General features: G+C 63.0%; 19 protein-coding genes, 1 tRNA gene and 1 pseudogene. 10 read left to right on the top strand and 11 right to left on the bottom strand.

Annotation, left to right across the window (positions count from 1 at the left end):
* A pseudogene (locus HGR_RS17835) lies at positions 1-220 on the top strand (methyl-accepting chemotaxis protein); the annotation flags it as partial.
* Between the two features lie 14 nt (positions 221-234).
* Here HGR_RS17835 and HGR_RS11385 read toward each other — a convergent pair.
* Complete coding sequence (locus HGR_RS11385) at positions 235-1,467, bottom strand: GNAT family N-acetyltransferase (RefSeq protein ID WP_006298397.1); 1,233 nt, start codon at positions 1,465-1,467, stop codon at positions 235-237.
* Between the two features lie 31 nt (positions 1,468-1,498).
* On the opposite strand from HGR_RS11385, the gene HGR_RS11380 reads away from it, so the two are divergent.
* Both HGR_RS11380 and HGR_RS11375 read left to right on the top strand, forming a co-directional pair.
* Positions 1,499-3,196 carry an NAD+ synthase gene (locus tag HGR_RS11380; RefSeq protein WP_006298396.1) on the top strand — a complete coding sequence of 566 codons (1,698 nt, stop codon included), beginning with the start codon at positions 1,499-1,501 and terminating at the stop codon, positions 3,194-3,196.
* Between the two features lie 40 nt (positions 3,197-3,236).
* The gene (locus HGR_RS11375) at positions 3,237-3,575 is read left to right on the top strand and encodes a P-II family nitrogen regulator (protein ID WP_006298395.1); all 339 of its coding nucleotides are present in this window, start codon (positions 3,237-3,239) and stop codon (positions 3,573-3,575) included.
* 70 nt (positions 3,576-3,645) lie between these two features.
* Here the strand turns inward: HGR_RS11375 and HGR_RS11370 are convergent, their stop codons facing one another.
* The 3 genes from HGR_RS11370 to HGR_RS11360 are packed head-to-tail and all read right to left on the bottom strand — an operon-like array spanning position 3,646 to position 5,246.
* A complete protein-coding gene (locus tag HGR_RS11370; RefSeq protein ID WP_039853332.1) occupies positions 3,646-4,266 on the bottom strand; it encodes an LOG family protein in 621 nt (206 codons plus the stop codon).
* A 25-nt stretch (positions 4,267-4,291) separates the two neighbouring features.
* Positions 4,292-4,699, bottom strand: a complete 408-nt coding sequence (locus tag HGR_RS11365) for a diacylglycerol kinase (RefSeq protein WP_006298393.1) — start codon at positions 4,697-4,699, stop codon at positions 4,292-4,294.
* Complete coding sequence (locus tag HGR_RS11360; RefSeq protein WP_006298392.1) at positions 4,692-5,246, bottom strand: RDD family protein; 555 nt, start codon at positions 5,244-5,246, stop codon at positions 4,692-4,694. The genes HGR_RS11365 and HGR_RS11360 overlap by 8 nt, the downstream gene beginning before the upstream one ends.
* 248 nt (positions 5,247-5,494) lie before the next feature.
* On the opposite strand from HGR_RS11360, the gene HGR_RS11355 reads away from it, so the two are divergent.
* The 6 genes from HGR_RS11355 (at position 5,495) to HGR_RS11330 (ending at position 13,165) form a co-directional block, all read left to right on the top strand.
* Entirely contained in the window at positions 5,495-7,270 is a 1,776-nt protein-coding gene (locus HGR_RS11355) for an acetolactate synthase 3 catalytic subunit (RefSeq protein ID WP_006298391.1), read from the top strand.
* 122 nt (positions 7,271-7,392) lie between these two features.
* Entirely contained in the window at positions 7,393-7,884 is a 492-nt protein-coding gene (ilvN, locus tag HGR_RS11350; protein WP_006298390.1) for an acetolactate synthase small subunit, read from the top strand.
* 57 nt (positions 7,885-7,941) lie between these two features.
* On the top strand, positions 7,942-8,958 hold the full coding sequence (gene ilvC / locus HGR_RS11345; RefSeq protein ID WP_006298389.1) for a ketol-acid reductoisomerase: 1,017 nt from the start codon (positions 7,942-7,944) through the stop codon (positions 8,956-8,958).
* A gap of 208 nt (positions 8,959-9,166) precedes the next feature.
* On the top strand, positions 9,167-9,991 hold the full coding sequence (gene pssA, locus HGR_RS11340; RefSeq protein ID WP_006298388.1) for a CDP-diacylglycerol--serine O-phosphatidyltransferase: 825 nt from the start codon (positions 9,167-9,169) through the stop codon (positions 9,989-9,991).
* Between the two features lie 225 nt (positions 9,992-10,216).
* Entirely contained in the window at positions 10,217-11,908 is a 1,692-nt protein-coding gene (gene leuA, locus HGR_RS11335) for a 2-isopropylmalate synthase (protein WP_039853330.1), read from the top strand.
* Between the two features lie 216 nt (positions 11,909-12,124).
* A complete protein-coding gene (locus tag HGR_RS11330) occupies positions 12,125-13,165 on the top strand; it encodes a serine hydrolase (protein WP_006298386.1) in 1,041 nt (346 codons plus the stop codon).
* A gap of 86 nt (positions 13,166-13,251) precedes the next feature.
* Here HGR_RS11330 and HGR_RS11325 read toward each other — a convergent pair whose 3' ends face one another.
* From HGR_RS11325 to HGR_RS11295, 7 genes are all read right to left on the bottom strand, one after another.
* Positions 13,252-14,043, bottom strand: coding sequence for an IclR family transcriptional regulator (locus HGR_RS11325; RefSeq protein WP_006298385.1), 792 nt, complete (start codon positions 14,041-14,043; stop codon positions 13,252-13,254).
* A gap of 154 nt (positions 14,044-14,197) precedes the next feature.
* Complete coding sequence (locus HGR_RS11320; protein ID WP_006298384.1) at positions 14,198-14,974, bottom strand: arginyltransferase; 777 nt, start codon at positions 14,972-14,974, stop codon at positions 14,198-14,200.
* 19 nt (positions 14,975-14,993) lie between these two features.
* A complete protein-coding gene (aat, locus tag HGR_RS11315) occupies positions 14,994-15,782 on the bottom strand; it encodes a leucyl/phenylalanyl-tRNA--protein transferase (RefSeq protein ID WP_006298383.1) in 789 nt (262 codons plus the stop codon).
* Positions 15,783-15,803: 21 nt separating this feature from the next.
* Positions 15,804-15,880 (bottom strand) — tRNA-Pro (locus HGR_RS11310).
* Positions 15,881-15,912: 32 nt separating this feature from the next.
* A complete protein-coding gene (gene murI / locus HGR_RS11305; RefSeq protein WP_006298382.1) occupies positions 15,913-16,743 on the bottom strand; it encodes a glutamate racemase in 831 nt (276 codons plus the stop codon).
* 4 nt (positions 16,744-16,747) lie between these two features.
* Positions 16,748-18,301 carry a fumarate hydratase gene (locus tag HGR_RS11300; protein ID WP_006298381.1) on the bottom strand — a complete coding sequence of 518 codons (1,554 nt, stop codon included), beginning with the start codon at positions 18,299-18,301 and terminating at the stop codon, positions 16,748-16,750.
* Between the two features lie 46 nt (positions 18,302-18,347).
* Complete coding sequence (locus HGR_RS11295) at positions 18,348-18,968, bottom strand: YqhA family protein (protein ID WP_006298380.1); 621 nt, start codon at positions 18,966-18,968, stop codon at positions 18,348-18,350.
* 239 nt (positions 18,969-19,207) lie between these two features.
* Between HGR_RS11295 and acs the strand changes: the two genes are divergently transcribed.
* Positions 19,208-21,211 (top strand): acetate--CoA ligase, encoded by a 2,004-nt coding sequence (acs, locus tag HGR_RS11290; protein WP_006298379.1) that lies wholly within the window; start codon positions 19,208-19,210, stop codon positions 21,209-21,211.
* The last annotated feature ends 96 nt before the right edge of the window (positions 21,212-21,307 follow it).

Below are 21,307 nucleotides of genomic sequence, written 5' to 3'. Positions count from 1 at the left end.
CATGGATCAGACCACCCAGCAGAACGCCGCCCTGGTGGAGGAAATGGCCACCGCGGCCAGCAACCTCAAGACCCAGGCCAAGGAGCTGGTTGATCTGGTGGCCGTGTTCCAGGTGGAAGGGCAAGAGGTGCTCGCAGGCGCCTTGTCTGCGTCCGACGTCGCATCAGCCCCTGTGCGTCGGTCAGGCCCCGCAGCGCTGGAGATGGCTGTTGCGGCTTGAGGCTGGCTGACGGCCTATTTGTCCATCCGCCGAAGCGGAGAATGCTGGGCCAATTCCTCCAGATAGCGGTCGATGTGCTCGCCCTCGACGGCCAGGAACTGTTGAACGGCCCGCGCGAAGTCAGGCTGAGCCAGCCAATGGACGCTGGGTGTTTGCACCGGTAGCAGCGCCCGCGCGAGTTTGTGCTCCCCCTGAGCACCGCCTTCGAAGCGGTGGATCTGATGCGCGATGCACCACTCCAGCGGTGCGTAGTAGCAGGCCTCGAAATGCAGGCAATCGACCCTCTCCAGCGCGCCCCAGTAACGCCCCCAGGCGACGGAATGGGTCGCGGATTGGGCTTCCAAGCCATTTCCAGTTTTTCTGCTCCATGCTTCTTGAGGTGCCGTGGTTGTGCTCAAGGCAATCAGGCTGGAAGCGATGGCACGACCTTCTCGTTCGGCCAGGAAGAGCAACCAGTTTTCGGCTTGTCCCGCTGCGATCTGTGTGAAGAAGTCGCGATGCAGGTAAGGCGGATTGCCATGCTCCAGATAAGTGCGTTCGTAGCAGCGGTAGAAAAAGTCCCACTCCTCTGGGCCAATCTCATGCCCTCGCAGCGGCCGCAGGGTGACACCGGCTTCGCGGACCCTGCGCCGTTCTTGGCGGATTTTCTTGCGCTTGTCTTGGCTGAGCGTGCCCAGGAATTCTTCAAAATCCGCATATGGCGTTTGATCGCGATTGCTCCAGTGGAATTGCACCGTGTGGCGTTGCATCCACCCGGTTGCCTGGGCTGCGGCCAGATCCTCGCGGCTGCCGAAAAGCAAATGCAGCGAGGAAAGACCAAGCTCACGGCCGAGTTCCAGCAGACGTTGAAGCAGCGCATCGCGGGCGTCGTCGTCTCGGGCCAACAATCGGCTGCCGGGCGCGGGCGTGAACGGAACAGCCACCACGCCCTTGGGGTAATAAGCCAGACCGTGGCGGTGGTGGGCATCCGCCCAGGACCAATCAAAGACGTATTCGCCGCGTGAGTGGCTTTTCAGATAGAGCGGGCAGGCGGCCTGCAGCTGCCCCGAGCGGTCGTGCAGGGTCAGGAAGCGTGGGGTCCAGCCCGTGGCTGGCGTGGCGCTGCCGCTGTCATGCAGTGCGGCCAAGTACTCGTGCCGCATGAATGGCGTGGGCTGTGTCTGCCGTGCCAGCAGTCCGTTCCAGGCCTCGGCATCGAGGGTCGACAGGTCCTCGTGAACCCGGGTGACATAATCTTTCAAGCTCACTGCGATCCGCTTTCTTTCCAGCTTTCCATTTATGTCTTTGCGTCTTGGCGTCGCCCAGTCCAACTTTGTCGTCGGCGATCTATCGGGCAACGCGCAAAAAATCATAGCGACTGCGCGCCAAGCGTGCACGCAGGGCGTGCATTTGCTGCTCACGCCCGAACTGGCCATCTGTGGTTACGCGGCGGAAGACTTGCTGCTGCGACCGTCCTTCATCGCCGCCTGCGATGAAGCTGTTCGGACCGTGGCCAAGGAATTGGCGGATCTGGAGGGCCTGACCGTGGTGGTGGGGCATCCTGCAGCCACCGAGGATGGCGGCTGGCGTACCCGTTCCGTCATGCGCCCGGGCCGCTTCAACGCGGCCAGTGTGCTGCGTGCGGGCCAGGTGATCGCCCGTTATGCGAAGCGCGAACTGCCAAATTACCAGGTTTTTGACGAACGCCGCTACTTCGAACCGGGTGACCAGCCCTGCGTTTTCGAGGTGGAGGCGGATGGCGAGCGGACCCGCGTCGGCTTGCTGATCTGCGAGGATTCTTGGTTCGACAACCCCGCGCGTGAAACGCGTGCGGCGGGCGCCGAATTGCTGGCTGTGATCAACGCCTCGCCCTTCCACGCGGGCAAGGGGGATGAGCGCGAAACCGCCATGGCGCAACGGGTACGGGACCATGGCCTTCCCCTGGTCTACGCCCATCTGGTGGGTGGCCAGGACGAGGCGGTCTTCGAGGGCCGGTCCTTTGCCTTGCAGCCCTCGGGCGAGGGTGAGGTGTCCCTGGCTGCGCGGGCGCCAAGTTTTGCCGAGGACCTGTTCGTGATGGACGCGCGGCGTGACGCTGCCGGTTTGCGGCTGAGCGGCCCGATTGCCCCTGAGCGCGACCGTGATGCCGACCTCTGGGATGCGCTGGTGCTGGGCGTGCGCGACTATGTGGGCAAGAACGGCTTTCCGGGCGCCATCATCGGCCTGTCCGGAGGCATCGATTCAGCATTGGTGCTGGCCATCGCTGTCGATGCACTGGGGCCCGCCAAGGTTCGCACCGTGATGATGCCTTCGCCCTACACGGCGGACATCAGCTGGATCGACGCACGCGACATGGCTGCGCGCTTGCGGGTGCAGTACGACGAGATTTCCATCGTGCCCGAGTTCGAGGCGTTCAAGACCTCGCTGGCCCAGGAATTCGCCGGTCTGCCCGAGGACACCACCGAGGAAAACATCCAAGCGCGCATCCGCGGGACCCTGCTGATGGCCCTGTCCAACAAGAGCGGGCGCATCGTGCTGACCACGGGCAACAAGAGCGAGATGGCCACGGGCTATTGCACGCTTTACGGCGACATGGCCGGCGGCTTCGCGGTCATCAAGGACGTACTCAAGACCACGGTGTTTCGGCTCGCGCGCTGGCGCAACGCACACGATCCCTACGGAACGGGCACCGCGCCGATACCGGAACGCATCATCACCCGTCCGCCCAGCGCGGAACTGCGGCCCGACCAGACCGACCAGGACAGCCTTCCACCTTACGAAGTGCTGGACGCCATCGTCGAGCGCTACATGGAGAACGACGACAGCGTCGAGGCCATCGTCGCCGCTGGGTATGCCCGCGCGGACGTGGAACGCGTCACCCGACTCTTGCGACTCAATGAGTACAAGCGGCGCCAAGCGCCCGTGGGCATCCGGGTTACTCACCGTGGTTTTGGCAAGGATTGGCGCTACCCTATCACCAACAAATTCCGGGCTTGAGTTCGGAATCGTGGATTGAAATCAAGAAAGAGAGACTCAGATGAAATTGATCACCGCCATCATCAAACCGTTTCGCGTCGAGGAAGTTCGTGAGGCCTTGGCGGCCTGTGGCGTGACAGGGCTGACCGTCACGGAGGTCAAGGGCTTTGGCCGCCAGAAGGGCCACACCGAGGTGTACCGCGGCGCCGAGTATGCGGTGGATTTCCTGCCCAAGGTCAAGATCGAAGCCGTCGTGCCCACGGTCATCGTGGATCAATGCATCGACGCCATTGTCAAGGTGGCCCGCACCGGCAAGATCGGTGACGGCAAGATCTTTGTGACCTCGGTCGAGCGTGTGGTGCGCATCCGCACGGGAGAGCAAGACGAAGCGGCGATCTGAGGTTTCCAGTCGGTTGCGCTCTCAAGCCGAGCTGCAGGTCGGTGGGGGCCTGCGGCTACCCAGGTTCGTTTCAGATCACTCGACCCAGCGCCGCGCTGTCTTGACTCCAGCCCGCAGCCTGGATCAGACGGCGAAGTAAGGCCACGAGCTCGTCGTCGCTTTCCACCGCTGATTCACTGTCGATCAGATCCATTTGGCGTTGGTCCATCAGTCCCTGCGTCACGCAGTGCTTCAGAAACGAGAGCAAGCCATCGTAGTATCCATGGGCGTTGACGATGCCGATCGGCTTGTCGTGGTAGCCGAGCTGGCGCCAAGTCCAGACCTCGAACAGTTCCTCGAAAGTGCCGATGCCACCCGGCAAGGCCAAGAAGGCGTCGCTGCGCTCGGCCATCATGCGTTTGCGCTCGTGCATGGTGGACACGATGTGCAGTTCCGTGCAGTCCGTGTAGGCCCACTCGCGCTCCACCAGCGCCTCGGGGATGATGCCGATCACGCGGCCTCCGGCCTGCAGCGTGGCTTCGGCCACCGCGCCCATCAACCCGGCCCTTCCACCACCGTAGACCAGTTGCCCGCCGTGGCGGCCGATCCAGCGGCCGACGATGCGGGCCAGTTCGATCTGCCGCGGATCGGCCCCTGGGCGTGAGCCGCAGTAGACGCACAGCGAAAAATGAGGTTCTTGCGTGGAGTTCATGGTGTTCAAGGGGGTGGGCATGCCTTCAGCCGCCGAAGCGGTGCCACAAAGCGGCGGCCCAGATGCCGACGCACAGCAACAGTGCCAGCAGCACGGCGGCACTGCCCATGTCCTTGGCGCGCTTGGACAGGTCGTGCCACTCGGGGCCAATGCGGTCGATGGCGGTTTCAATCCCCGTGTTGAGCAATTCCACGATCATGAGCAGCACCACACTGCCCGCCAGCAAAGCCACTTGAACCCAGTCGCGTCCCAGCCAGAATGCCAGCGGCAGCAAAACGATGGCTGCCATCACCTCCTGCCGGAAAGCCGTTTCTTTCCAGCCCGCGCGCAGGCCCTCGAAGGAATAGCCCAGCGCATGCACCATCCGGTTCAGGCCGGTGCGGCTCTTCTGCAGGTTGACGGGTGGTTTTTCGTGGGGAGTCGGGTCAGTCATGGCGAGTTGTCCTGGGGCGCGCATCCACCAGCTGAGTGCCCGCGAGCACGTCATGCCAGAACTGACGCCGGGGGTGGAAACGAGCAAGCAGGGCCCACACCAAAATCCAGCCGATCATCAATACCGACGTTTCCCCCGCGCCGAGGTGGAACGGCGCGATCAGCGCCAACGGGGGCAGAAACCATGACCAGGACAGCAGGTAGCGCAGCAGGGCCCTGGCCTGGGTGAGGGCCTGGCCGCGCAGATCGGTCACGCGGATGTGCCAGGTTTTCATGGCCAGGGTCTGCCCCTTGCTCCAAAACCAGGTGAAATAAATGCCCAGCACCAGGAAGAGAAACGCCATCAGCGCATGGCGACCCGTCAGCGCGTGGCGCTGCTGCGTGAGGGTGGAAAACAGATATCCCGCGATGAAAAGCACGCCAAACAGCAGCATGCCCTCGTAGAGCCAGCAGGCCATGCGGCGCATCAGACCGGGCGTTTGAGCTGAACCGGTGGTGGACGTGGCGGAGGGGGAGGGGGCCGCAGAGGGCTGGTTGGAATCGGTCATGTGTTCAACACGTGTGGGCGGCGATTATCTCAGCCAGCCAGGGCTGGCTCATCAAATTTGCCGCAGGCCATCCGGGCAATGCCATAATGCATGCTGCTCATTCAAATCATCCGATTGGCAAACGGGTCACAGTCCGGCGCGGTTATCCAATGCGCCCATGGCTTTGGCCTCAAGTTCCGACGCGGTGCCACAAGCGCTGGCGAAGGAGCACCCCAGGTTTTTCGTCAGAGAAATACTCGAGGTTCATCATGGAAATTTCCAAAGCTGAAATCGCCTCCGCCGCTGCCGCGGCCGAAGGCACGACCGAAGATCTGCGCGGCGCGGAGATCCTCATCAAGGCCTTGCAGGCTGAGAGCGTGAAGTACGTCTGGGGTTACCCCGGCGGCGCGGTGCTTCACATCTACGACGCGTTCTACAAGCAAGACAGCATCCAGCACATCCTGGTCCGGCACGAGCAGGCGGCCGTGCACGCGGCCGACGGCTATGCACGAGCGACCGGCGATGTGGGCGTGGCCCTCGTCACTTCCGGTCCTGGTGTGACCAATGCGGTGACTGGCATCGCGACGGCCTACATGGACAGCATTCCGATGGTCATCATCTGTGGCCAGGTGCCGACGGCGGCCATTGGTCTGGATGCCTTCCAGGAATGCGACACCGTGGGCATCACGCGCCCCATCGTCAAGCACAACTTCCTGGTCAAGGACGCCAACGACCTGGCCGACACCCTGAAGAAGGCGTTTCACATCGCCCGCAGCGGTCGCCCCGGCCCCGTGGTGGTCGACATTCCGAAGGACGTGTCCTTCAAGAAGGTGCCTTACAAGGGCTATCCTGAGAGCGTGCAGATGCGCTCCTACAACCCGGTGCGCAAGGGCCACGCGGGCCAGATCCGCAAGGCCATGCAACTGCTGTTGACCGCCAAGCGCCCCTATATCTACACGGGCGGCGGCGTGCTGCTGGGCAATGCCGTGCCCGAGCTGCGCGAGTTGGTTGATCTCTTGGGTTACCCGGTGACCAACACGCTGATGGGCCTGGGCGCTTATCCCGCCACCGACCGCAAGTTCCTGGGCATGCTGGGCATGCACGGCACCTGGGAGGCGAACAATGCCATGCAGAACTGCGACGTTTTGCTGGCCGTGGGTGCGCGCTTCGATGACCGCGTGATTGGCAACCCCAAGCACTTCGCCTCGGTGGACCGCAAGATCATCCACATCGACATCGATCCTTCGAGCATTTCCAAGCGCGTCAAGGTGGACGTGCCCATCGTCGGTGACGTCAAGGACGTGCTGTCCGAAATGCTGGTGGCCATCAAGGAAAGCCCGCTGCGCCCCGAGGCGGGTGCGCTGCAGGCTTGGTGGGACAGTATTGAAGGCTGGCGCTCGCGCGATTGCCTGAAGTACGACCGAGGCAATCAGGACGTCATCAAGCCGCAGTTCGTGATAGAGACGCTGTGGAACATGACCAAGGACGCGGATGCCTACGTCACGTCCGACGTGGGGCAGCACCAGATGTGGGCTGCGCAGTACTACCGCTTCAATCAGCCTCGGCGCTGGATCAACTCCGGTGGCCTGGGCACCATGGGTGTGGGCATCCCCTATGCCATGGGCATCAAGCTGGCCAAGCCCGAGAGCGAAGTGTTCTGCGTCACGGGCGAAGGCTCGGTGCAGATGTGCATCCAGGAATTGGCCACCTGCCGTCAGTACGACACGCCCATCAAGATCCTCTCCCTCAACAACCGTTACCTGGGCATGGTGCGGCAGTGGCAAGAGATTGAGTACTCGGGCCGTTACAGCCACAGCTACATGGATTCCCTCCCTGACTTCGTGAAGCTGGCCGAAGCCTATGGGCATGTCGGCTTGCTGATCGAGAAGCCATCGGATGTGGAAGGCGCGTTGCGCGAGGCACGTCGGCTGAAGGATCGCACGGTCTTTCTTGACTTCCGCACGGACCCCACCGAGAACGTGTTCCCGATGGTGCAGGCCGGCAAGGGCATCACCGAGATGCTGCTGGGCGCCGAGGATCTCTGATCCCGCAAGCAGGGCCTTGGGTAGCCTGGGGCCCGCATTCTCTTCAAACTGGACGAATCTATTGACCACCGAGCCTGCTGCTTACCGGCAGCAGGGGAGGGTGGCAAAAAGAGGAATCGCACATGAAACACATCATCGCCGTGCTGCTGGAAAATGAACCCGGCGCACTCTCCCGCGTCGTGGGCCTGTTCTCGGCCCGCGGCTACAACATCGAGTCGCTGACCGTCGCACCGACGGAGGACGCTTCGCTCTCGCGCATGACCATCCACACCACCGGGTCGGACGAAGTGATCGAACAGATCACCAAGCACCTGAACCGGCTGATCGAGGTCGTGAAGGTGGTCGACCTCACCGAGGGCGCTTACATCGAGCGCGAACTCATGATGGTCAAGGTCCGCGCCGTCGGCAAGGAGCGCGAGGAGATGAAACGCACCGCAGACATCTTCCGGGGCCGCATCATCGACGTCACCGACAAGAGCTACACCATCGAGATGACCGGCGACCAGGCCAAGAACGACGCCTTCCTTGAAGCCATCGACCGCAGCGCCATCCTCGAAACCGTGCGCACCGGCAGTAGCGGCGTTGGTCGCGGCGAGCGCATCCTGCGTGTCTAGTCCTTGTGTTTTGATTTCACCCCACCCCTATTTCACGTTTTCCACAGGAGCAGCAAAGTGAAAGTTTTCTACGACAAAGATTGTGATCTGAGCCTCATCAAGGGCAAGACTGTCGCCATCATCGGTTACGGCTCGCAAGGCCACGCGCATGCGCAGAACCTCAACGACAGCGGCGTCAAGGTCGTTGTCGGCCTGCGCAAGGGCGGCGCTTCCTGGGACAAGGTCGGCAAGGCTGGCCTGACCGTGATGGAAGTGAACGACGCGGTCAAGGCCGCTGACGTGGTGATGATCCTGTTGCCCGACGAGCAGATCGCCGAGGTCTACAAGAACAACGTCGAGCCGAACATCAAGAAGGGTGCCTCCCTGGCCTTCGCACACGGCTTCAACGTGCATTACAACCAGGTCGTGCCGCGCGCTGATCTGGACGTGTGGATGGTCGCGCCCAAGGCCCCTGGTCACACCGTGCGCTCCACCTACACCCAGGGCGGCGGCGTGCCCCACCTGGTGGCCGTGCACCAGGACAAGAGCGGCAAGGCCCGTGACCTGGCCCTGAGCTACGCGATGGCCAACGGCGGCGGCAAGGCCGGCATCATCGAGACCAACTTCAAGGAAGAAACCGAGACCGACCTGTTCGGCGAGCAGGCCGTGCTCTGCGGCGGCGCCGTCGAGCTGATCAAGATGGGGTACGAAACCCTGGTCGAGGCCGGTTACGCGCCCGAGATGGCTTATTTCGAGTGCCTGCACGAGTTGAAGCTGATCGTCGACTTGATCTATGAAGGCGGTATCGCCAATATGAACTACTCGATCTCCAACAACGCGGAGTTCGGCGAGTACGTCACCGGTCCCGAGGTGATCAACGAGACCTCGCGCGCGGCCATGCGCAATGCCTTGAAGCGCATCCAGAACGGTGACTACGCCAAGATGTTCATTCAGGAAGGCCGCTTGAACTACCCGTCGATGACGGCTCGCCGCCGCAACACGGCCGACCACAGCATCGAGAAGGTGGGTGGCCAGCTGCGCGCCATGATGCCCTGGATTGCCAAGAACAAGCTGGTGGATCAGTCCCGCAACTGATCCAGGGGCGACGCCAGGGCGTCCGCCGCAGAGTCGCCGCTGTCGTTTCCGACGTGGTTTCGGCGCTGGTGGATGCCCTGTCCCGCCGCTCATCTGGCATTTTTGCAACAAGGCTGCTATAGGCAGCCTTGTTGCTTTTCCGGGCTTGTTCGAGATGCTGAGCGCTCGCTTACACTTGCGCTCCATTCGAAACGATGTTCAGGACGATATGGCTGACAACAATGAGCGGGCAACGAGCCCGCTGCTCAAGAGCACAAGCAAGGGCATCTACATGCTGCCCAATCTGGTGACACTGGCTGCCTTGTTCGGTGGTTTTTACGCCATCGTGATGGCCATGAACGACCGGTTCGGGCTCGCCGTCATCGGCATCTTCTGCGCGATGGTGCTCGATGGCCTGGATGGCCGCGTGGCGCGCATGACCAATTCACAAAGCGCCTTTGGCGAGCAGATGGATTCCTTGTCTGACATGGTGTCCTTTGGCGTGGCTCCCGCGTTGGTGGCCTATGCCTGGGCCTTGAAGGACGTGGGGCGCTGGGGCTGGATGGCCGCCTTTGTCTATTGCGCCTGCGCCGCCTTGCGACTGGCGCGCTTCAACGTGAACACCGCCGTGGTGGACAAACGCTATTTCCAGGGCCTCCCGTCGCCGGCGGCCGCCGCGTTGCTGACTGGATTCATCTGGATCATGATCGAGTGGGATGTGAAGCCGGAAGAGACCCGCGCGGTTTGCTGGTTTGTCTTCGCGCTGGCGCTCTATGCCGGTCTGACCATGGTGAGCAACGTGCCCTTCTACAGTTTCAAGGACATCGGCTTCAGGAAGAGCGTGCCTTTCGCGACCGTGATCTTGATCGTCTTGATTTACGCGCTGATCACCATCGACCCGGCCACCGTCCTGTTTGGCATCTTTGCGCTTTATGGCGTGAGTGGGTATGTGGTGTATGCCTGGCGCAGGGTCAAGGGGCAGCGCGTGAGCGTGATCAGCACCTCGATCGACGAGCCGGAAGAAAGCGGCCTGCATCCAGACCGGGAGCGTTGAATTTCCCCTTCCTCCATTGGTTTTGTGCTAAATTCGCCGACATGAACTTCCTGGCGCTAGCCCTACTGATCCCCTCCCTCTACGGGCGGCTACGGTAGCGCACGCGCACTCCCCAATCCTCAAGGCCCGTATGCACCTGCAGCGGGCCTTTGTGTTTTGGAATGTTCGAACTAGCCGCAGGTGCGCATCAACGACTGACCAACTTGCTGGAGATTCACGATGACCATGTTGAAGAACCCCGCCACCAAATACCGCGCTTTCACGCCGGTTGGCCTCAAGGACCGCACCTGGCCTGACGCCGTGCTGACCAAGCCCCCGGTCTGGTGCAGTGTGGACCTGCGCGACGGCAACCAAGCGCTCATCGAGCCGATGGACATTCCGCGCAAGCTTAAGATGTTCCAGACCTTGGTGGACATTGGCTTCAAGGAGATCGAGGTCGGCTTTCCCTCGGCTTCGCAGATTGAATACGACTTCGTGCGCAAGCTGATCGAAGACCGGCTCATCCCCGACGACGTGACCATACAGGTGTTGACTCAGGCCCGCGAGCACCTGATCCGCCGCACCTTTGAATCGCTCAAGGGTGCCAAGCGCGCCATCGTCCACCTCTACAACGCCACCGCGCCAGTGATGCGCAAGGTGGTCTTGGGGCTGACGGAGGATGGCATCGTCGAACTGGCCGTGACGAACGCCAAACTCTTCAAGCAGATCGCGTCCGAGCACCCGGAAACCGAGTGGACCTTCGAATACTCACCGGAAATGTTCTCAGGTACCGAGTTGCCCTTCGCCAAGCGCGTGGTCGATGCGGTCACCGAGGTCTGGCAACCGACCCCTCAGCACAAATGCATCATCAACCTGCCGTCGACCGTGGAGCATTCCACGCCCAACATCTTCGCGGACATGATCGAGTGGATGCACCGGCATCTGGCACGGCGTGACAGCATCGTGCTGTCCATCCATCCCCACAATGACCGAGGCACGGGCACGGCGGCGGGTGAGCTGGCCATCATGGCGGGCGGTGATCGATTGGAAGGGTGCCTGTTTGGCAATGGCGAACGCACGGGTAACCTGGATCTGGTCAACGTCGCGCTCAACCTCTACACCCAGGGCGTGAACCCAGGGCTGGATTTCTCCGACATCGATGAGATCCGGCGGGTGGTCGAGCATTGCAACCAGTTGCCCGTGCATCCCCGCCATCCCTACGTGGGTGAGCTGGTTTACACCTCTTTCTCGGGCTCGCATCAGGATGCGATCAAGAAAGCCTTCGCGGCGCGCAAGGACGGGGACATCTGGGTCATGCCCTACTTGCCCATCGATCCCAAAGACCTGGGGCGCAGCTACGAGGCGGTCATTCGCGTCAACAGCCAGTCGGGCAAGGGCGGCATCGCCTACCTGCTGGAGAGCGAGTACGGCCTGGAGCTGCCGCGCCGCTTGCAGATCGAGTTCAGCCAAGTGGTGCAGGCCGTGATGGATGCCAGCGGTAAGGAACTCAGCGCGCGGGATATTCACCAGGTCTTTCTGCGCGAGTACGGCCTGAATGAAGTGTCTGCGCCGCGCTACCGTGCCCAGGAGGAGGGTGAGAACGCCGCGGGCGTGCGCACGACGACCCTGCAGGCCGACGTGGTGCTGGAGGGCAAAGCCCTGGCGATCGAGGGCGCGGGCAATGGGCCCATCGAGGCCTTCGTTGAGGGGCTGGCCACGGCTGCAGGCGAGTCCATCCGCGTGCTGGACTACCACGAGCACGCCGTGGGTTCGGGTGCGAATGCCCAGGCTGTTGCCTATCTGGAACTGCGCGTGGGTGAGCGCACCCTGTTTGGCGTTGGCATGGATGCGAACATCGTTTCTGCCTCGCTCAAGGCCATTGTGTCGGGCCTGCTGCGCGCCCGGCGTGGGGCCGAGCAAGTGGCGACGTCCGCGTGATGTCAATGGCGCGCCGGGTGCTTGCGCCCAGGCGCGCTGGGATGAAGCCTGGAAAAGACAGGTTACATCCCTTTGTTTTTGCCGTAACAGAACGTTAAAAAATACGCCCAAGTGATTGATTGAGAAGAGTATTTTCTGTATAACCTGTCGCTGGCTGGTGTCAGCCATCAAACGATGGTGGCGTATCTTGAAAGTTGGCGTGCAGGTTGCGCGGAAATGTCATCCTTTTTCACATCATCGTTGCTGAATGCCTTGGGCGCCGCCTTGCGGCTGCTTATGGCCGGTTGCTTCTTGTTGGCCGTCTCGCTGCCGGCCTTGCCGTCTCAGGCGCAAGCATCGTCTGAGCCGCGTCAGACGGTCAAAGTCCAAGGCGCTGGCGTCAAGCCTGCGCCCAAGCGTCAGGTCGTGCGCCGCCTCATCATTCCGGCCAAACCCTCGGTGGGCATGCAAGCAGGTTTGCACCGCGTGAACGATCCGCTGTCGCTGCGTTCGAGTGTGGCTTACGTGATTGATCAGGATACGCAGGAAGTGCTGTTCAGCAAAAACGAGGAGGCCGTGCTGCCCATCGCCTCGCTCACCAAGCTGATGACCACGCTGCTGATCAGCGAGGCGGAGTTGCCACTCGATGAACCCATCACCATCACCCAGGATGATGTGGACACGGAGAAGTACAGCGTTTCCCGCCTGCGCGTGGGCACCGTCCTGACCCGGGGCGAGCTCTTGCACTTGGCCTTGATGGCGAGCGAGAACCGGGCCGCCAATGCGCTGGGGCGTACCTATCCTGGCGGGCTGAGCATCTTCGTGACCATGATGAACGCCAAGGCGCAGTTGCTGGGCATGCAGGACACGCGTTACGTCGAGCCTACTGGCTTGTCCAGTCGCAACCAGTCCAGTGCCCGCGATTTGGCCTTGCTGGTCGATGCCGCTTCGGCCGATCCGATGCTGCGCGAGTTTTCCACGACCCGGGCCTACCAGGTGGCCGTTGGACAGCGCAAGATGGTGTTCGCCAACACGAACCGGCTGGTGCTCAACCAACGTTGGGACATTGGTTTGCAAAAAACGGGTTACATCAGTGAGGCCGGGCAGTGCCTGGTCATGCAGGCCACCGTGGCTGGCCGCAAGCTGATCATGGTCTTCCTTGACTCAGTGGGCAAGCTGAGCCGCCTCGGCGACGCAGAGCGCGTGCGTCGCTGGGTGGAGACCAACGAGGCCCGTCAGGCCGGTGACAACATCTTGGACATTGCCAGCAAGACTTGACTGACGTGCCTTTCGGCAGTGCGGCACTCGCCGCCTGCGGTTCTTCGCGCTTTGCTCGCGTCCCGATCGAACCGTTCTGTCAGGGCTCAGGAGGTCTGAGCCGGGTTGTGGTGACCCAGCATGCGCGAGATTTCGTTCGCCACGCCCTGCAGTTTCACCGCCCATTCCTTGTCCAGCCTGCCGGTGGGCGCGGAGATCGATAGGCCCGCAACCAGCTTGCCTTGGTCATCGTGGATGCCTGCGGCAAGGCAGTGCACGCCGAGTTCCAGCTCTTCGTCATCGTGCGAAATCCCGGACTGGCGGATTTTCGCCAGCTCCCGTTCGAGCACGGGCAACTGAGTGATGCTGTTCTTGGTATGCCCGGCCAGTCCGGTGCGCGTGGCGTAGGCGCGCACACGCTGCGGGTCGTCCGCCGCGAGAAACAGCTTGCCGACCGAGGTCAGGTGCAGCGGTGCGCGACCGCCCACGGCGCGGATCACCTGCATGCCCGAGCGTTCGCTGTAGGCACGCTCGATGTAGACGATTTCATCACCTTGGCGCAGGCTCAAATTGACCGGTTGCTGGATCTGGCGATGCAACTCGCGCATCGGCGCGATCGCCGCGTCCCGCACGTTGAGCCGCGCCTTGACCAAGTTGCCCAACTCCAGCAGACGCATGCCGAGCCGGTAGCTGCCCGGCTGCGGGCGGTCGACGAAGCGGCCGGTGGCCAAATCATTCAGGATCCGGTGGGCCGTCGAGGGATGCAACCCGGTCTTTTCGCTGATCTCCTTCAGCGAAATGGCGTCTTCGCGCGACGCCAGCACGTCCATGAGCGTGAACATGCGTTCAATCACTTGCACGGTCGGGGTGCTGATGGCATCCGGGTCTTTTTTCCTCATCGGGCTTCTCTCCTGCACTACGCGTTTTCAAGGCGAGACTATTTTATGCCTTGAAATTCAAAGGAGAGTCAAAAATGCTGCGGCGCACAAAAAACTGTGTGCCGGAATGCACAGTGGGGGCCTGACATCCGAGCCGTTAAGAGCCTGAATCGGCTCAGGAATCCGATGAAGTTGCGGCGCCGAGGCCTTCCTGCCAATGCCCGCGGCGCAGCACCTCGTGCGGAAGGAAACGCGCCTTGTAATTCATCTTCGGGCTCTGCTCGATCCAATAGCCCAGGTACACATAAGGCAGGCCCAACTGACGAGCCTGCTCAATCTGCCACAGCACGTTGTAGGTGCCATAGCTGGTGCCGCCTGAGCCGGGCATGGGGGCCGGGTCGTAGAAGGTGTAGACGGCGGACAGGCCATCGTCCAGCACGTCGAGCACGGACACCATGCGCAAGGTCCCGGGGGCACCCTCCTGTCCCGGGTCCCGGAACTCCACCAACCGCGAGTTGACCCGGCTTTGCAACAGGAATTGCGTGTACTGGTCGATGCTGTCCTGGTCCATGCCGCCGCCCGCGTGCCGACCGGTTTGATAGCGCAAGTAGAGCTGGTAATGCTCGGGGCTGAAGGCGAGCCGGGTGATCTGGACTTGCAGCGCGGCGTGTCGCTTCCAAGCGCGGCGCTGGCTACGACTGGGGATGAAATCCGCTGCGCGCACCCGCAACGGGACGCAGGCCTGGCAGCCATCGCAATGCGGACGGTAGGTGAACATGCCGCTGCGACGGAAACCTTGGGCCACCAACCCGGTGTAGATGCTGGTGTTGATCAGGTGGCTGGGCGTGGCCACTTGCGAGCGCGCCTGCCGTCCATCGAGGTAGCTGCACGGATAGGGCGCCGTGGCGTAGAACTGCAGGTGCTGGAGCGGCAGATCTTGGAGGTGCGTCATGGGCGGACGGCGCGCGGTGTCAGGTTCGGACGACGGCGTTGGGGATGAGTGCGTTCCAGTATAGGCGGTCGAATTGCCAATGGGGAGCGGGGAGATCGCGCGCCTTGGCCAAGTGCTGCAAGAACTGGTTCCGTGGGATGGGGCGGGCGCCGAGCGAGGCCAGATGCGCGGTGTTCTGCTGACAGTCGACCAAGCCGATGCCGTTGCTACGGCAAAAAGCCACCAGCGCCGACAGGGCGATCTTGGAGGCGTCCGTGCTGCGGGCGAACATGGATTCGCCATAGACCGCGCGACCCAGCGAAACGCAGTACAGTCCGCCCCGCAATTCACCGGCGATCCAGGTTTCGATGCTGTGGGCATGGCCCGCGCGATGCAGGTCCGCATAGGCTCGCCGCATGGCGGGTGTGATCCAGGTGCCATCCTGGCCCGGCCGCGGACTGCCCGCGCAAGCTGCCACCACCTCGTCGAAGGCCGTGTCGATGCGGATGTCGCAGGCCGGGTCGGCCATGAAGCGCTGCAAGGTCTTGCGCAAGGAGCGGTGCAGGCGAAAGCCCTCCGGCGCATCGGTCGCGGTTTCCAGCACCATGCGCGGCTCGGTACTCCACCACAGGATGGGCTGGCCTGCGCTGAACCAGGGAAAGATGCCGTGGGCGTAGGCCCGCTTCAGCGTGGCCACGTCCAGACTGCCACCCGCGGCGAGCAGTCCGGGCGCTTCGGAATCTCGCCCCCAGGCCTGTTCGACCGGCGGAAAGTCATCCCCGGGCTGCAGCCAGGGCAAGGGATCTGGGCGCGTGCGCAAGAGGGCCATCAGGGAAGGATGGTCAGATGATGGTCGGGGCGACACGATTCGAACGTGCGACCTCCTGGTCCCAAACCAGATGCGCTACCAGACTGCGCTACGCCCCGACGAGCCGCGTATTGTACTGGCGCAATGGACCTCAGCTGAGTTCAAGTGCTTCCACCCGCGCATCGGCCTCGACCCAGCGCCGGGCGGCAGCTTGCAGGGCGCCGATTTGGCCCGTGGTGTAGTAGACCGTGCTGGGGGTTCCGGCGTCACCAATGTGTGGCAAGACACGCCGGGTCTGGCGCGCGACGGGCGCGCCGCTCTCGATCATCACGACGTCTGGGCCGAGCAGCGCCCGCAGCTGGGATGTGATCAGCGGATAGTGCGTGCAGCCCAGGACCACGGTGTCGATGCAGCCTGGGGCTGTGCCGCAGGGGCCCAGGGCCGACGCGTACTGCGCGCTCAGCGTCGCGATGCGTTCCTCATCCTGGCGTTCAATCGCTCCAGCCAGTCCATCACAGGGTTGCAGCACGAACTCCGCCTGTTGGGCGAGGCTCGCATGGAGCACGCGGAATTTTTCGCTTTGCAGCGTGCCGCGCGTGGCCAGTACGCCCACGCGGTGATTGCGGCTGTGCTGTGCGGCTGGTTTGATGGCGGGCTCCAGTCCCACCAGGGGCAAGTGCGGATGTTCCGCGCGCAGCAGGTGGATCGCGATCGCGGTGGCGGTGTTGCAGGCGACCACCAGCGCCTGGATGCCATGCCGCGCGACCAAGTACTCGGCCACGGCCATCGTGCGGTCAATGACATGCTGCGGCTCGCGTTCGCCGTAAGGCGCATGCCCGCTGTCGGCCACATACACGTAACGCTGATGCGGCAACTCGGCGTGCAGCGCTTGAAGCACGCTCAAACCGCCGATGCCGCTGTCAAAGACGCCGATCGGGCTCTCCGAGGTGCGCGCAGGCGCGGACGATGCGAGGGAGGTCAAGATGTCAGGCCGTCGCGACCGTGATGCCCTTGAACTCGCCGGAGGCGATGCGCTTGCTCCACTCCGCCGGGCCCGTGATGTGCGCGCTCGTCCCGCCCGCGTCCACCGCCACCGTCACCGGCATGTCCACCACGTCGAACTCGTAGATGGCCTCCATGCCCAGATCCTCGAAGCCGACGACCTTGGCCTGCTTGATCGCCTTGCTGACGAGGTAGGCCGCGCCACCCACGGCCATCAGGTAGGCGCTCTTGTGCTTCTGGATGGCCGCGATGGCCTCGGGACCACGCTCGGCCTTGCCGATCATGGCTATCAGGCCCGTCTTGGCCAGCATCATGTCGGTGAACTTGTCCATGCGCGTGGCCGTGGTCGGGCCAGCGGGACCGACGGCTTCGTCCTTCACCGGGTCCACCGGGCCGACGTAGTAGATCACGCGGTTGGTGAAGTCCACGGGCAGCTTCTCGCCCTTGGCCAGCATGTCTTGAATGCGCTTGTGCGCGGCGTCGCGGCCAGTGAGCATCTTGCCGTTGAGCAGCAGCGTCTGGCCAGGCTTCCAGCTCGCGACTTCTTCCTTGGTGAGCTTGTTCAGGTCCACGCGCTTGCTCTTTTGCGTGTCGGGCGTCCACTGCACGTCGGGCCAAAGCTCCAGGCTGGGCGGATCCAGGTAGACCGGGCCGCTGCCGTCGAGCACGAAGTGCGCGTGCCGCGTGGCCGCGCAGTTCGGGATCATCGCGATCGGCTTGCTGGCCGCGTGGGTCGGGTACATCTTGATCTTGATGTCGAGCACCGTGGTCAGGCCGCCCAGGCCCTGCGCGCCGATACCCAGGGCGTTGACCTTCTCGTACAGCTCCAGGCGCAGCTCCTCGACCTGGCTCAGCTTGTCGCCCTTGGCGGCTTTGGCCTGCAGTTCGTACATGTCCAGGTCGTCCATCAGGGACTCCTTGGCCATCAGCGTGGCTTTCTCCGCCGTGCCGCCGATGCCGATGCCCAGCATGCCGGGCGGACACCAGCCCGCGCCCATCGTGGGCACGGTCTTGAGCACCCAGTCGACCACGCTGTCGCTGGGGTTGAGCATGTACATCTTGCTCTTGTTCTCGCTGCCGCCGCCCTTGGCCGCCAACGTCACTTCCACGGTGTCGCCCGGCACGAGTTCGGTGAAGATCACGGCGGGGGTGTTGTCCTTGGTGTTCTTGCGCGCGAACTGCGGGTCGGCCACGACCGAGGCGCGCAGCATGTTGTCGGGGTTCAGGTAGCCGCGGCGCACGCCTTCGTTCACCGCGTCCTCCAGGCTGCCAGTGAAGCCTTCCAGACGCACGCCCATGCCCACCTTGAGGAAGACGTTGACGATGCCGGTGTCTTGGCAGATCGGGCGGTGGCCCGTGGCGCTCATCTTGCTGTTGGTCAGGATCTGGGCGATGGCGTCCTTCGCCGCGGGACTCTTCTCGCGTTCATAGGCCCGCGCCAGATGGGCAATGTAGTCCGCCGGGTGGTAATAGCTGATGTATTGCAGCCCTGCGGCGATGGATTCGATCAGATCGTCTTGGCGGATGGTCGTGCTCATGGCGGGTTCCTCTGGGGCGGTGTCGGGGTCGTTCTTGCGGCGCGGTTCAGTGCTTGTCGGCCGTGCCGCCGTTCATCAGGCGGTCGGTGTAGGCGATGGCCATCGCGGACAGCAGGAACGCGATGTGGATGACGGTTTGCGCGATCAGCACGCGGTCACTGTAGTTCGCCGCATTGATGAAGGTCTTGAGCAGGTGGATGGAGCTGATGCCAATGATGGCGGTCGCCAGCTTGACCTTGAGCACCGACGCGTTGACGTGATTGAGCCATTCAGGCTGATCCGGATGGCCTTCCAGATTCATGCGGCTCACGAAGGTCTCGAAACCACCCACGATGACCATGATCAGCAGGTTGGAGATCATCACCACGTCGATCAGCGCCAGCACCACCAGCATGATGACGGTTTCATTCAAGGTGCTCAGCGGTGCGTCGGCCTTGTAGCCGATGCTGCGGATCAGGGCGTCGAGCGCGGCCTGGTCACCGAAGGCGGCCATGACCAGATGTTCCAGTTCGATCAGGAAATGCACGACGTACACGCCCTGGGCGATGATCAAGCCCAGGTAGAGCGGCAGTTGCAGCCAACGGCTGGCGAAGATCAGGGAAGGCAAGCGGCGCATGCTGGAAGCGGCGCGCCGGGGTTCGTGCTTGGGCGCTTCGGGCTGGGACATGATGGAAATCGATGGGGTTGTTGAGAGGCAAAGCCAGTTGAAAAGAGGATGCGTTGATCCGGGAAAACCATGAATTCTAGGCTGCATTTCCCGGGGCTTTCACCCTGGGGACGATGCAGTGTTTTCCCCTGCGGTTTTGTCGGGCTAGCGTCAGAACCTTGTAAGCGCATGTCGGACAATAAGAGGCACTGCCGACGGCAGCTTGTTCCACGCTTATAACGATCTTGAGGACGCAAACCATGAGCTCATCCACCGCCTCTTCCTCGGCCATCGAATCCGTGTTGGTTGAAAACCGGGTCTTCCCGCCATCCGCGGCGACCGTGAAGGCCGCGCGCGTGTCGGGCATGGCGCAGTACCAGGCCATGTGCGAGGCTTTCGACAAGGATTTCGAAGGCACCTGGGCGCGTCTGGCCCGCGAGAACTTGGTTTGGAGCAAGCCTTTCACCAAGACCTTGAGCCAGGGCAGCAAGCCCTTCTACAAATGGTTCGAGGACGGCGAGCTCAATGCCAGCGCCAACTGCCTGGACAAGCACGTCGGCACGCCCATCGAGAACAAGACTGCCATCATCTTCGAGGCCGATGACGGTGCGGTGACCAAGGTCAGCTACAAGGAACTGCTCGCCAAGGTCAGCCAGTTCGCCAACGCCCTCAAGGCCCAAGGCATCAAAAAGGGCGACCGTGTCCTGATCTACATGCCGATGACCATCGAAGGCGTGGTGGCCATGCAGGCCTGCGCGCGCATCGGCGCAACCCACAGCGTGGTCTTCGGCGGCTTCTCCGCCAAGAGCCTGCAGGAACGCATCATCGATGCTGGCGCGGTGGCCGTCATCACCGCCAACTACCAGATGCGCGGTGGCCGCGAACTGCCGCTCAAGGCCATCGTGGACGAGGCCCTGGGCATGGGCGGCTGCGACAGCATCAAGACCGTGCTGGTCTACCAGCGCACTGCCACGGCCTGCAACATGGTCGCGGGCCGCGACAAGACCTTCACCGAGGCCCTGGCGGGGCAGAGCACGGTGTGCAAGCCGGAACAGGTGGGGGCGGAGCACCCGCTCTTCATCCTCTACACCAGCGGCTCCACCGGCAAGCCCAAGGGTGTGCAGCACGCCACCGGGGGTTACCTGCTGTGGGCGCGGCTCACGATGGACTGGACCTTCGACCTCCAGCCCAATGACATCTTCTGGTGCACGGCCGACATCGGCTGGATCACCGGCCACACCTACGTGGCCTACGGCCCGCTGGCCGCCGGCGGGACGCAGATCGTTTTCGAGGGCGTGCCCACATACCCGAACGCCGGCCGTTTCTGGCAGATGATCGAGAAGCACAAGGCGACCATTTTTTACACCGCGCCCACGGCCATCCGCTCCCTGATCAAGGCGGCCGAGGCTGACGAGAAGGTGCACCCGGCTCGCTCCAACCTGAGCAGCTTGCGCATCCTCGGCTCGGTGGGCGAACCCATCAACCCCGAGGCCTGGATGTGGTACCACAAGCATGTGGGCGGCGAGCGCTGCCCCATCGTGGACACCTTCTGGCAGACCGAGACCGGCGGCCACGTCATCACCCCGCTGCCGGGTGCCACGCCGCTGGTGCCGGGCTCCTGCACGCTGCCCCTACCGGGCATCTCGGCCGCCATCGTGGACGAGATGGGCAACGACATCCCGAACGGCACGGGCGGCATTCTGGTCATCAAGAAGCCTTGGCCTTCCATGATCCGCACCATCTGGGGCGATCCGGAGCGTTTCAAGAAGAGCTACTTCCCCGAGGAACTCAAGGGCTACTACTTGGCTGGCGACGGTGCTGTCAGAAGCGCCGACCGAGGCTACTTCCGCATCACGGGCCGCATCGACGACGTGCTCAACGTCAGCGGCCACCGCTTGGGCACCATGGAAATCGAATCCGCGCTGGTCTCCAAGACCGACCTGGTGGCCGAGGCCGCTGTCGTGGGCCGTCCGGACGACTTGACCGGCGAGGCCATCTGCGCCTTCGTGGTGCTCAAGCGCTCGCGCCCCACGGGCGAGGAAGCCAAGCAGATCGCCAATGAGCTTCGCAACTGGGTGGCCAAGGAAATCGGCCCCATCGCCAAGCCCAAGGACATCCGCTTTGGCGACAACCTGCCCAAAACCCGCAGCGGCAAGATCATGCGCCGCCTGCTGCGCAGCCTCGCCAAGGGCGAAGCCATCACCCAGGACATCACGACGCTGGAGAATCCAGCCGTTCTGGATCAATTGGCGCAAACCAATTGATCCAGAAGCAGCCGGAGGCTGCATGCGCATGAGCGCATAGGCTGGATTCCGGCGCAGGCTAACTTGGGCGCATGCCCAAGTTAAACCGCGCAGCGG

This window comes from Hylemonella gracilis ATCC 19624 (genome assembly GCF_000211835.1).
GTDB lineage: Bacteria > Pseudomonadota > Gammaproteobacteria > Burkholderiales > Burkholderiaceae_C > Hylemonella > Hylemonella gracilis.
This window is presented reverse-complemented; position numbering and strand designations above follow the sequence as displayed.

Excerpts from the sequence above, each read along its gene's own strand:
- HGR_RS11365 (WP_006298393.1), bottom strand. The coding sequence starts at position 4,699 with ATGACTGACCCGACTCCCCACGAAAAACCACCCGTCAACCTGCAGAAG.
- pssA (WP_006298388.1), top strand. The coding sequence starts at position 9,167 with ATGGCTGACAACAATGAGCGGGCAACGAGCCCGCTGCTCAAGAGCACA.
- HGR_RS11355 (WP_006298391.1), top strand. The coding sequence starts at position 5,495 with ATGGAAATTTCCAAAGCTGAAATCGCCTCCGCCGCTGCCGCGGCCGAA.
- HGR_RS11295 (WP_006298380.1), bottom strand. The coding sequence starts at position 18,968 with ATGTCCCAGCCCGAAGCGCCCAAGCACGAACCCCGGCGCGCCGCTTCC.
- HGR_RS11380 (WP_006298396.1), top strand. The coding sequence starts at position 1,499 with ATGTCTTTGCGTCTTGGCGTCGCCCAGTCCAACTTTGTCGTCGGCGAT.
- ilvN (WP_006298390.1), top strand. The coding sequence starts at position 7,393 with ATGAAACACATCATCGCCGTGCTGCTGGAAAATGAACCCGGCGCACTC.
- aat (WP_006298383.1), bottom strand. The coding sequence starts at position 15,782 with ATGGCCCTCTTGCGCACGCGCCCAGATCCCTTGCCCTGGCTGCAGCCC.
- HGR_RS11375 (WP_006298395.1), top strand. The coding sequence starts at position 3,237 with ATGAAATTGATCACCGCCATCATCAAACCGTTTCGCGTCGAGGAAGTT.
- HGR_RS11330 (WP_006298386.1), top strand. The coding sequence starts at position 12,125 with ATGTCATCCTTTTTCACATCATCGTTGCTGAATGCCTTGGGCGCCGCC.
- HGR_RS11300 (WP_006298381.1), bottom strand. The coding sequence starts at position 18,301 with ATGAGCACGACCATCCGCCAAGACGATCTGATCGAATCCATCGCCGCA.
- HGR_RS11370 (WP_039853332.1), bottom strand. The coding sequence starts at position 4,266 with ATGAACTCCACGCAAGAACCTCATTTTTCGCTGTGCGTCTACTGCGGC.
- acs (WP_006298379.1), top strand. The coding sequence starts at position 19,208 with ATGAGCTCATCCACCGCCTCTTCCTCGGCCATCGAATCCGTGTTGGTT.
- leuA (WP_039853330.1), top strand. The coding sequence starts at position 10,217 with ATGTTGAAGAACCCCGCCACCAAATACCGCGCTTTCACGCCGGTTGGC.
- HGR_RS11325 (WP_006298385.1), bottom strand. The coding sequence starts at position 14,043 with ATGAGGAAAAAAGACCCGGATGCCATCAGCACCCCGACCGTGCAAGTG.
- HGR_RS11360 (WP_006298392.1), bottom strand. The coding sequence starts at position 5,246 with ATGACCGATTCCAACCAGCCCTCTGCGGCCCCCTCCCCCTCCGCCACG.
- HGR_RS11320 (WP_006298384.1), bottom strand. The coding sequence starts at position 14,974 with ATGACGCACCTCCAAGATCTGCCGCTCCAGCACCTGCAGTTCTACGCC.